Consider the following 12231-nt stretch of genomic DNA (forward strand, 5'->3'; position numbering starts at 1 on the left):
TTTCCTCCTAATTTTTTATTCTTCAGTTGGCGTATCTACTGGATAAACTCCATTAAAACATCCTACGCAATATTCGCAACCTTTTAATGATTTATACATATTTTCAAGAGATAGATAATCCAATGTATCTGCATTTATCTCTTTTCTTATCTCTTCTACTTCAAGTCTTGCAGCAATAAGCTCATTTCTGTGAGCTGTATCAATACCAAAATAACATGGATATTTTACTGCTGGTGATGCTGATAGAAAGTGAACCTCTTTTGCTCCTGCTCTTCTTACTATCTCTATCAATATTTTACTTGTTGTTCCTCTTACTAAAGAGTCATCAATTATAATAACTCTTTTTCCTTCAATATTTACTTTCAATGGATTTAATTTTACCATTACAGCTTTTTCTCTCAATTCTTGAGTAGGTTTGATAAATGTTCTTCCAATATATTTATTCTTAATCAATCCTACACCATAAGGTATTCCGCTCTCTTTAGCATATCCAATTGCTGCAGGAATTCCAGAATCTGGTACTCCTATAACAATGTCAGCATCTATTTTTTTCTGTCTTGCAAGAAGTTTTCCAGCTTCAACTCTTGATTCATATACATTAAGTCCATCTATTACACTATCAGGTCTTGCAAAATAAATATGTTCAAATGAGCACGGAGCTTTTTTATTATTTTCTGAATATTTAACAGATTTAACTCCATTTTCATCTATTATAACCATTTCACCTGGTAGTATATCTCTTATAAATGTTCCACCTACTGTATCTATTGCACAAGATTCAGAAGCCAGTATATATGCTCCACACTTTGTCTGTCCAAGACACAGAGGTCTTATTCCATATGGGTCTCTTACTCCAATAAGTTTATTATCAGCAAGTATTGTAAGTGCGTAAGCTCCTTTTATAGCTCCAACTGTGCTTCTTATTGCCTCTTCTACATCTTTTGTAGATTTTCTAGCTATCATTTTTATGATAACTTCTGAGTCCAGTGTTGTACTAAATGTTGAACCACCATCTTCAAGAAGCTCTCTTATTACCTTTGCATTTGTAAGATTTCCATTATGTGCAACTGCTATTTGTCCCCATTTATATCTACTCTCTAGAGGTTGAGCATTTTCAAGTCTGCAAGCACCTGTTGTAGCATATCTAACGTGGCCAATGGCCGCGTTTCCAACAAGATTTTCTAATATTTTCTCATTGAAAACGTCAGCAGCCAGACCCATTCCTTTATATGTTACTATTTCACCAAATTTTGAAACTGATATTCCTGCACTTTCCTGTCCTCTGTGCTGAAGTGAATAAAGTCCATAATATGTAAGTTGAGCTACCTCTTTAATGTCTTTAGCATAAACTCCAAACACTCCGCACTCTTCTTCCATTTTATCTTTTAAATCAAAGAAATCTGTGCAGTTCATTATTCAGCCCCCAATCTCTTTAGTACTTCGATGTATGCTTCTTCTATTCCTCCTAGGTCTCTTCTAAATCTATCTTTATCTAGTTTTTTACCTGTTTCTTTATCCCATAATCTACAAGTATCTGGAGTGATTTCATCAGCTAGAAGAATTTCCCCTTTAGCATTTTTACCAAATTCAATTTTGAAGTCTATTAAAGTGATTCCAATTTTATCAAATGCAGCTTTTAAAAGATCATTTATTTTAGCTGTAGTTTTATATATTTCAGCTAATTCTTCATAAGTAGCAAGTCCAAGTGCTACAGCATGGTGGTCATTAATTAATGGATCTCCATATTCATCATTTTTGTAGCAAATTTCAAATATTGTGTTACAAGGTTTTGTTCCTTCAGGCACTCCGACTCTTTTTGCCATTGATCCTGCAATAACGTTTCTAACTATTACTTCAAGAGGGAATATTTTAACTCTTTGACATAATTGATCTCTGTCATTTAATACTTCTACTAAGTGAGTTTTAATTCCATTTTTTTCAAGCATTCTAAATAGCATTGCAGTAATTTTGTTGTTCATTATTCCTTTATTTACTATTGTTCCTTTTTTTGCTCCATTTCCAGCTGTTGCATCATCTTTGTAGTGAATAATTACTAAATTATCATCTGTAGTTGTGTAAACTTGTTTTGCTTTTCCTTCATAGATAAAATCTTTTTTTTCTACTGCCATTTTTAATACCTCCAATAAAATTTAAATATTTTATATATTAATTAAATACTATAACTCTACTCCCGAACCATTTTCAGCTATAAATTTCTCTTTCATTTCTTTTCTGAATTTTTTTAATTTTTCTTTTAATTCAGGATATTTCAATGAAAGCATCTCCACTGCAACCATTCCAGCATTATATGAATTATTTAGTCCTACTGTTGCAACTGGAATTGATTTAGGCATTTGAACTATTGAAAATAGTGCATCCAGTCCATTAAAAGCAGCTTCTATTGGTACACCTACCACAGGCAGTATAGTTTTTGATGCTATCACACCAGGCAAATGTGCTGCAAGTCCTGCTCCAGCTATAATTACTTCACAACCGTTCTTCTCTAAATCTGCTAATGTTTCTTCAAGCTTTTCTGGAACTCTATGAGCTGATAATACATGAGCACTATATTCAACTCCAAATTCCTTTAAACATTTAGCAGCTCCACGCATCTTTTCTGTGTCTGACTTACTTCCAAAGATAATTGCTACTTTCATTTTTCCTCCTAGGTTACTTAAAATATTTAACTCCATTTACAAATATTTTCTGATCTTTGTTACCATTTATATTTTTAAAAATGTTGTTACCATATCTTTCTGAGTGTCCCATCTTACCAAATATTCTACCATCTGGTGATGTAATACCCTCTATTGCACAAGTAGATCCATTTGGATTGAATCTAAACTCATTTGTAGGTTTTCCCTCAAAATCTACATATTGAGTTGCAACTTGTCCATTTTCAAATAATTTCTTAACAACTTCATCATTAGCAAAGAATCTTCCTTCACCATGTGAAACTGCAATTTCAAACTGTTCTCCTGGTTCCATATCTGCAAGCCATGGTGATTTATTTGAAACAACTTTAGTAGAAACGATTTGAGATACATGACGTCCTATTTTATTAAATGTAAGTGTTGGTGAATCTTCAGTTACTTTTCCTATCTCTCCATAAGGTAATAATCCTGATTTTATAAGAGCCTGGAATCCATTACAGATACCAAGTATCAATCCATCTCTTTTTAGGAATCTGTCAAGTGCTTCAGCTATTTTTGGATTTGTAAGTACTGTTGCAATAAATTTACCTGATCCATCTGGTTCATCTCCTGAGCTGAATCCACCTGGAAGCAGTAATATTTGAGAATTATCAAGTTCTTTTACCATTCTTTCAATTGAATCATTGATAAAGTCCTGAGTTATATTTCTAAATACAAGGATATTTGATGTAGCTCCTGCTTTTTCAAATGCTCTTGCAGAATCATATTCACAGTTTGATCCAGGGAATGCTGGTACTAAAACTCTTGGTTTTGCAACTTTATTCTTACATACAATTATCTCTTTGTTCTTATATGGTTGCCAGATATAGTTTTCTTTATGTTCCTCAGTCTTGTAAGGAAATACAGGTGCTAATTTATCAAGCCATGCCTTTTCTCCCTTAGCCATCTCTATAACAACATCTCCAACTATAACTTCATATTTATCAATTGTCTTACCAATTAATTGAACATTTTCTCCATGAAGCTCTCCTTCACTTTCAACTATAAATGTTCCATAGTTAAATCTGAATAGCTCATCACCTAAATTTTCTATCTTTGCACCTATTCTATTACCAAAGGTCATTTTACTAATCGCTTCTGCAACTCCTCCATTTCTTAAAGTAGTTGCTGCAACTATCTTTTTATTCTTAATATTTTCATATATATATTCAAAATTTTTCTTTAATTCTTCTATATTAGGCATACAGCTCTCAAGCATATGATGTCTTATAATATAGATATTGTGTCCAGCTTTTTTAAACTCTGGTGATATAATCTCACTTGCTTTTACTGGTGCCACTGCAAAAGAGATTAATGTAGGTGGAACATGAATATCATTAAATGTACCACTCATAGAGTCCTTACCACCTATTGCTGGAATTCCAAATCCTACCTGAGCTTGTATACTTCCTAGTAATGCTGCAAATGGTTTACCCCAATTGATTGGATTTGTACCTAACTTTTGGAAGTATTCCTGGAATGATAATCTTACTTTTCTATAATCCCCACCAGCTGCAACTATTTTTGCAAGTGATTCAACTACTGCATATGCTCCTCCATGAAATTGTGACCATGATGATATATATGGATTGTATCCCCATGAAATAGCAGAAGCTGTATCAGTTTCTCCTTTTAATAGAGGTATCTTTTGAACGCTTACATCAGTAGGTGTCATCTGATATTTTCCTCCAAATGGCATCAATACTGTAGTACCACCTATAGTAGCATCAAATCTTTCTATCAATCCTTTTTGTGATGCAACATCTAATGATGAAAGCATATTGAACCATTTATCTTCAAGATTTTTTCCCTCATATCTATCTTTTAATAATGGATTTTCTTTCAAATCTATATCTTTTACTTCTACATCTGTTTCCTGAGTAACACCATTTGTATCTAAGAAATCTCTACAGATATCAACTATCTTTTTACCTTTCCATTTGATAACCAGTCTATTATCTGCTGTTACAACAGCTACTGGTGTAGCTTCAAGGTTTTCAGCAGCTGCAAGTTTCATAAATTTATCTTCATCTTTTGCTTCTATTACAACTGCCATTCTTTCTTGTGACTCAGATATTGCAAGTTCTGTACCACTTAATCCCTTGTATTTTACTGTTACCACATCTAGATTGATATCAAGCCCTGGTGCAAGTTCACCTATTGCAACTGAAACTCCTCCAGCACCAAAGTCATTACATTTCTTAATAAGTCTTGTTACTTCAGGATTTCTGAATAATCTTTGTATCTTTCTCTCTTCTGGTGCATTACCCTTTTGCACTTCAGCACCACATAGAGTAAGTGATTTATCTGTATGCTCTTTAGAAGATCCTGTTGCTCCTCCACAACCATCTCTTCCTGTTTTACCACCTAAAAGAATTACTACGTCTCCAGGTTTTGGATCATCTCTTCTTACCCAGTCAGCTGGAACTGCTCCTACAACTGCTCCAACTTCCATTCTTTTAGCCTTGTATCCATCGTGATATATCTCAGCTACATGTCCTGTAGTAAGTCCTATCTGGTTACCATAAGCTGAATATCCTGCAGCTGCACCTGTAGTAATTTTCTTTTGAGGTAATTTTCCAACCATAGTATCTTCAAGCTTTTCTAATGGATTTCCTGATCCTGTAACTCTTATTGCCTGGTAAACATATGCTCTACCAGATAGAGGGTCCCTAATCGCTCCACCCAGACATGTTGAAGCCCCTCCAAATGGTTCTATCTCTGTAGGATGGTTATGAGTTTCATTTTTAAACATCAATAACCATTTTTCTATTTTTCCATCTACGTCTACATCAATATAAACTGAGCATGCATTTATTTCATCTGAAACTTCTAAATCATCAAGTTTTCCATTCTTTCTCATCTCTTTACCACAAATAGTTGCCATATCCATAAGTGATAAGTATTTTTTAGATATTCTATCTCCATGAACATCTTCTCTCATTTTTACATATTCATCAAAAGCCTTTTGAAGAACATCTCCAAATTTACTTTTTGGAAATACTATATTTTTTATCTTAGTTTCAAATGTAGTATGTCTACAGTGATCAGACCAATATGTATCCAAAACTTTGATTTCTGTTTCTGTTGGATCTCTGTGTTCCTGATCTTTAAAATATTTTTGTATGAATTTTAAATCTTCAAGTGTCATTGCCAAACCATAACTTTTGATAAATTCCCTCAATTTATCTTCATCATAGTCTATAAATCCTTTTAAAACTGGAACATCCTGTGAAGCTTCCCCTGCTTCGATTTCAAGTTTATCAAGTGATTTTTCTCTCATTTCAACTGGGTTTATAATATATTTTTTTACTTTTTCCAGTTGGTTATCATCTATATTTCCCTCTAATATGATGACCTTCCCACTTGTTACAACAGCATCTTGATTTTTATCTGATATAAGTCTTAAACATTGCATAGCAGAGTCTGCTCTTTGGTCAAATTGACCTGGTAAAAATTCAACTGCGAAGTATTTTGCTCCCTTTGCATCTAATACATCACTAACATTGTCTGTTACTACTTCTGAAAATATAACTTTCTTAGCAGCTTCTAATTCAGCCTTCTCAATACTGAAAATATCATAACAATTTACAATTCTTACTCTTTTTAAATCAGTTAAGTTTAAACTCTCTCTAAGCTCTTCACCTAATCTTTTAGCCTCTAAATCAAAACCTGGTTTTTTTTCAACAAAAATACGGTAGTTCATCTCTCCTCCACAATCCTTTTTTATTTTTTATTTTCTATATTAGATACTAGAATAACCCGTCTATTCTTCCATTCTCATCAATATCAATCAGTTCTGCTGCTGGTTTTTTTGGTAGTCCTGGCATATCTATTATATCTCCTGCCATAGCTACTATGAATCCTGCTCCTGCTGATATTCTAAGTTCATTTATTGTAACAACAAAGTCTCTAGGTCTTCCTAAAAGCTTTGCATCATCAGATAACGACTTTTGTGTTTTAGATATACAGATTGGTAAGTTTTCATATCCAAGTTCCTCTATTGTTTTTAACATCTTCTTAGCATTCTTACCAAATTCAACCCCAGATGCTCCATATATCTCTTTACATATTTTTTCAATTTTTTCCTTAACACTTAATTCAAGTGGATATAATGGTTCAAAGTTATCAATTCCCTTATCAATCTCTTTTATTACCTTTTCAGCTAATTCTTCTCCACCTTTTCCACCTTTTTCCCACACTTCACATAGTGCAACTGGTACATTTAACTCCTTACAATGTCTTTCAATAAATTCTATCTCTTTATCAGTATCAGTTATGAATTTATTAATTGCAACTACTACTGGAACATTATATTTTTGCATATTTTCAATATGTTTATCTAGATTTTCAATTCCTTTTTCAAGTGCATCTAGATTTTCTTCTTTCAATTCTATTGCTCCACCGTGATGTTTTAAAGCTCTTATAGTTGCTACTACTACAATACAGTTTGGTTTTAAATTTCCTTTTCTGCATTTGATATCAAGGAACTTTTCTGCTCCAAGATCAGCAGCAAATCCTGCTTCTGTAATTGTATAATCTGATAGTTTCATTGCCATCTTTGTAGCTAAAATTGAGTTACATCCATGTGCAATATTAGCAAATGGTCCACCGTGAATAAGTACTGGTGTATTTTCAAGTGTTTGCACAAGGTTTGGTCTTATTGCTTCTTTAAGTAGTGCTGTTACAGCTCCTTCAATATGTAAATCTCCAACTTTTAATGCTTTTCCATCTCTTGAATATGCAAATATCATATTCTTTATTTTATCTTTAAGATCCATTAAAGAGTTAGCAAGACATAAAGCTGCCATAATTTCAGATGCAACTGTTATTTGAAATGAGCTTTCTCTAGGAATTCCATTTGCCTTTCCACCAAGTCCAACTACTACTTGTCTTAAAGCTCTGTCATTCATATCTACTGCTCTTTTCCAACTTATTTTAGTAACATCAATGTTTAGAGCATTTCCTGAATTGAGATGGTTATCAATGCAAGCTGCAATAAGATTGTGTGCGGCACCTATTGCATGTAAATCCCCAGTAAAGTGAAGATTTATATCTTCCATAGGAATTACCTGTGCATAACCTCCTCCTGTTGCTCCTCCTTTGATTCCAAATACAGGTCCTAGTGAAGGCTCTCTCAATGCTGCCATTGATGATTTTCCCATCCTGTTCATAGCTTGAGTTAATCCTACTGTTACAGTAGATTTTCCTTCTCCTGCTGGTGTCGGTGTAATAGCTGTTACAAGTACAAGTTTCCCATCTTTTTTATGTTCTAATCTTTTTAAAACATTCAGATCAACTTTTGCCTTATACTTACCGTAAGTATCAATATCATCTTCTGAAAGTCCTAGTCTCTTAGCAATTTCTACTATTTTGACCATTTTAGCTTCCTGTGCTATTTGAATATCTGTTTTCACTTTGAACCTCCCAAATTTTATTTAAACAAAAAGTCTAAGTGCACACTTATGCTGACATCAGCACACACTTAGACCTTCATTTATTATTATTATGTTATATAAATTTTTTAATTTAATTACTGATGTTCCATGTTTTAATCTAAATAACATTTCAAACTCCTTTTAGTACTCATTCACATATACCAAAAGGAATATAGTTCCATGTTACTAAAAACTACATCACTTTTCCCATAGCAGCTAATTTAAGGTTAGCCGTAGAAACTCCTGACCATATTACAGGTATATATGAGAGTATTTATTTTTATATCTAAAGGTTATCACATATCTCGAATTTTGTCCATTACTTTTTCGATTTTAGCTTTTTTTAAGTCCTTCTATCCCTAAAATGTAACCAAATGTTCCAAATCCGTTAATTTGTCCCTTACATCCTGGAGCAGTTATTGATTTGTGCCTGAAATCTTCTCTAGCATAAATATTTGAAAGATGAACTTCTACAACTGGAATATCTATGCTTTTAATAGCATCTAATAAAGCAACTGAAGTATGAGTATACGCACCTGGATTTATAACTATCCCATCAAATTTTTCCAAATAGGCTCTTTGAATAAAGTTAATCAACTCACCCTCTATATTACTCTGCAGTATTTCCACTTCAATTCTATTTCTTTCACAGTACCCTTGAATATATCTGCATAGCTCTTCATAAGTTCCTGTGCCATATACATTCTTTTCTCTTATACCTAAAAAATTAATGTTTGGACCATTTATTACCATTATTTTCATATTTTTCCCCCTAAGTATTTCAATAAATCTCTATATAATAAAGAATCAAATTTTCTATTCTGCCATATCTCTTCAGCTTTTATTCCCTGCTCTACCAGCATCGAAAGACCATTTACAGTTACTAATCCACATTCCCTTGCATTTTTTAAAAAAAGAGTTTCTTCAGGATTATATATTATATCTGCAGCATATTTAAACTTTTTTAAAATTTCTTTACCAACTGGTGTTTTCTCTATATTTGGATACATTCCTAATGGAGTAGCATTTATTATAAGATCTCCTCTATCTATTTCATTATAATCTATCACCCTGATATATGGAAATCTTTCTAAAAGTTTTGGCTTTTTCTCTTCTGAATTACGGCTTACCAGATTTATCTCATCTGCACCTAGTTTTTTTAAAGCTACAATTATAGATTTTGCTCCTCCACCAGTACCAAGTATATAACACTTTTTCCCTGTAACATCTATATTTTTTTCATTTAGCATCTTAATAACACCATAATAATCAGTGTTATAACCATAGCTTTTATCCTCTTTAAGAAGTACAGTGTTTATTGCTCCTATCTCCTTTGCTTCATCAGATATCCAATCTAACTTGTCAAATAGAACCTCTTTATATGGCACAGTTATATTAAAACCTGTTACTCCTTTTTCTCTAACTATCTCAAGGATATCTTTAGATTTATCTTTAGGTATTTCAATTAGGCTGTATTCCCCTTTTACCCCAATCTTTTCCAATATAAATTTATGAATTTCAGGAGAGAATGAATGACCTAATTTTTCTCCTACTAAACCCAGTTTAACCATTTAATCCAGCTCCTTTTAGTTGATCCAAAATAGCTAATGCCATAACAGATTCCACTACTACAACAGCTCTTGGTACAATACATGGATCATGCCTTCCCTCAATTTGTAATTCACAATTTTCTTTTTTGCTAACATTTATACTATGCTGTTTGATTCCGATAGAGGGAGTAGGTTTTATCCCAACAGTTATATTGAGTGGCATTCCATTTGATATTCCACCTAATATTCCACCATTGTTATTGCTCTTTGCTTCAACTTTATCATTGCAGTAAAAATACTCATCATTTGCTTCACTGCCGTACATTCTTGTTATATCAAAACCTTTTCCAAATTCTATCCCTTTTACAGCTGGAATAGAAAACATAAGATGTGAAATTGTACTTTCTAAAGAATCAAAAAAAGGATTCCCTATTCCTGCTGGTACCCCAGTAGCCATACATTCAATAGTTCCTCCTACTGAATTTCCCATTTTTTTTGCTTTTAATATCTCTTCACGCATATCTTTTTCAGCACTGTCGTCTAGTACCTGAAACTCTTTTTTCTGACTTTCCCTTATTAAATCTATATCAGCCTTTTCAAATCTTATATCTTCAATATTTTTTATACTTTTTATATGTGAGTATATATTGATACCCTTTTCTTTCAATATCTCTCTTGCAATACTTCCAGCATAAACTAATGGTGCAGTTAGTCTTCCAGAAAAATGACCTCCACCACGCACATCATTATATCCATGATATTTTACATATGCAGGATAATCACTATGTCCAGGTCTCATTACCTCTTTTAAAATTGAATAGTCTTTTGATTTCTTATCCTCGTTGGGAATAAAAACACAGATTGGTGCTCCTGTGGTAATTCCTTCAAATATTCCACTTAATATTTGTGCTTCATCTTTTTCTTTTCTGGCAGTAGTTATGTTACTTGTCCCTGGTCTTCTTTTATTCATATAATATTTTATCTCTTCAAAATCTATTTTAAAACCAGGTTCTATCCCATCAATATTTATTCCAATCCCTTTTCCATGTGATTCTCCAAATATTGACAATTTTATGTTATTTCCCCATACAGCACCCATCATCTCACCTATTTCTTTCATTTATATTCAAAACTATTCCCAATGCAACCATTACTGTAACAAGTGATGAACCACCATAGCTAAATAATGGCATTGGAATACCAAATACAGGAAGCATTCCTATTGCAACACATACATTTATTAATACTTGTATAATAAGATATCCTGCAATCCCTATAGCAAGGAATTTTCCAAAATAATCCTTTGCATTCATTGCAATATTCTTTATTATGCTAAATGCTAAGAAAACGAATATTAATAGAGATACCATTCCTAAAAATCCAAATTCCTCTCCAAAGCATGCCATTACAAAGTCAGTTCTTATCTCTGGAAGATAATTATATTTCTGCACTCCATTAGCATATCCTTTTCCTATTAATCCACCATTACCAAATGCATTTAGTGATTGACCTACCTGATATCCAAAAGAATTGTCATATTCATTTTTTATCAATCCGTCAAGAAAACTTGCAATTCTCTTTATTTTATAATCTGTAGAGTTTATTTCATCTTTTGAAAAAATATAATAAAATATACCACTTACAAATATTAAACCTATAGATGCAATTCCAGTAATCCATTTCAAGCTAAAGTTACTCATAAATAACATAAATGCAAATATCGCCAAATAGTGCAAAGCTGTTCCAAGATCTTGCTGTGCATATAATCCAATTATATAAAGTATAACTATTGGAATAATGGTAAAAAAAGTCCCCATTCCTTTCATTTTTTTCTCTTCACACTTTTCAAAAAGATGTGCAAGTATCATAATGTAAGGAATTTTTAAAATTTCAGCTGGCTGTACTGTAAAATTCTTAACTTTAATCCAACCAATTGCACCATTTATTCTTGGAACATATGTTGGAAGAAATCTATGTCCAAAATAAAGAAATGCAAAAGCACCTAAAGAAAAAAGTAACATTACAAAACACACTTTATTTTTATTAAAAAACTTATAATTAAATCTTGAATAAAAAACTAGTCCAGCTACTATTGCAATCCCCATAAATTTCACATGTGATAAAAGAATTCCATATCCTTTTGTAGAGATAGAATCAAAACTGGCACTTGCCATATTTATAATACTTACTCCAACAAAAATTGCTGCTACTGCTATTAAAGCTATTCGTCTCCTTTTGTAGCTTATTGCTTCATTGATTTCCTTGGTCTCTCTATCTATTCTATTTCTTTGTGCATATAAGTTTTCAGCAATATTTTTTTTCATCTTTCCTCCATAGACAGTTTATGTTTTCTACATTATTATACAAAAAATAAAAAAGCTTGGCAAGTTCCTATCCTCCCAGGTCGTCTCCAACCAAGTACTTTCAGCGTTTACAGGCTTAACTTCTAGGTTCGGAATGTGTCTAGGTGTACCCCTGTAGCTTTTCTCACCAAGCTATATTAACTATTTTTCTACACAGATTTCTACGTCATCTGTAAATCTATCATGA

General features: G+C 32.6%; 9 protein-coding genes, 1 rRNA gene and 1 riboswitch. All 10 genes read right to left on the minus strand.

The features are described 5' to 3' along the window. Nucleotides 1–15 precede the first annotated feature (15 nt). Nucleotides 16–1413 carry an amidophosphoribosyltransferase gene (purF, locus tag IX290_RS04220; RefSeq protein ID WP_211491971.1) on the minus strand — a complete coding sequence of 466 codons (1398 nt, stop codon included), beginning with the start codon at nucleotides 1411–1413 and terminating at the stop codon, nucleotides 16–18. Continuing rightward, nucleotides 1413–2129: a phosphoribosylaminoimidazolesuccinocarboxamide synthase gene (purC, locus tag IX290_RS04225; RefSeq protein ID WP_211491972.1), complete on the minus strand. Its 717-nt coding sequence runs from the start codon at nucleotides 2127–2129 to the stop codon at nucleotides 1413–1415. Before purC ends, purF begins: the two co-directional genes overlap by 1 nt. 48 nt (nucleotides 2130–2177) lie before the next feature. Next, on the minus strand, nucleotides 2178–2657 hold the full coding sequence (gene purE / locus IX290_RS04230) for a 5-(carboxyamino)imidazole ribonucleotide mutase (RefSeq protein WP_211491973.1): 480 nt from the start codon (nucleotides 2655–2657) through the stop codon (nucleotides 2178–2180). A 13-nt stretch (nucleotides 2658–2670) separates the two neighbouring features. Then, nucleotides 2671–6399 carry a phosphoribosylformylglycinamidine synthase gene (locus IX290_RS04235; protein ID WP_211491974.1) on the minus strand — a complete coding sequence of 1243 codons (3729 nt, stop codon included), beginning with the start codon at nucleotides 6397–6399 and terminating at the stop codon, nucleotides 2671–2673. A 46-nt stretch (nucleotides 6400–6445) separates the two neighbouring features. Further along, nucleotides 6446–8110, minus strand: coding sequence for a formate--tetrahydrofolate ligase (locus IX290_RS04240; RefSeq protein ID WP_211491975.1), 1665 nt, complete (start codon nucleotides 8108–8110; stop codon nucleotides 6446–6448). A gap of 211 nt (nucleotides 8111–8321) precedes the next feature. Further along, nucleotides 8322–8419: riboswitch (purine riboswitch) on the minus strand. Between the two features lie 45 nt (nucleotides 8420–8464). After that, on the minus strand, nucleotides 8465–8893 hold the full coding sequence (aroQ, locus tag IX290_RS04245) for a type II 3-dehydroquinate dehydratase (RefSeq protein WP_211491976.1): 429 nt from the start codon (nucleotides 8891–8893) through the stop codon (nucleotides 8465–8467). Continuing rightward, entirely contained in the window at nucleotides 8890–9702 is an 813-nt protein-coding gene (gene aroE / locus IX290_RS04250) for a shikimate dehydrogenase (protein ID WP_211491977.1), read from the minus strand. Before aroE ends, aroQ begins: the two co-directional genes overlap by 4 nt. After that, nucleotides 9695–10780 carry a chorismate synthase gene (gene aroC, locus IX290_RS04255; RefSeq protein ID WP_211491980.1) on the minus strand — a complete coding sequence of 362 codons (1086 nt, stop codon included), beginning with the start codon at nucleotides 10778–10780 and terminating at the stop codon, nucleotides 9695–9697. The genes aroE and aroC overlap by 8 nt, the downstream gene beginning before the upstream one ends. A gap of 4 nt (nucleotides 10781–10784) precedes the next feature. Beyond that, entirely contained in the window at nucleotides 10785–12005 is a 1221-nt protein-coding gene (locus tag IX290_RS04260; protein WP_211491978.1) for an FtsW/RodA/SpoVE family cell cycle protein, read from the minus strand. 54 nt (nucleotides 12006–12059) lie between these two features. Next, nucleotides 12060–12176, minus strand: a 5S ribosomal RNA gene (gene rrf / locus IX290_RS04265). Nucleotides 12177–12231: the final 55 nt, after the last annotated feature.

The sequence above is a fragment of the Fusobacterium sp. DD2 genome (assembly GCF_018205345.1).
Lineage (GTDB): Bacteria > Fusobacteriota > Fusobacteriia > Fusobacteriales > Fusobacteriaceae > Fusobacterium_A.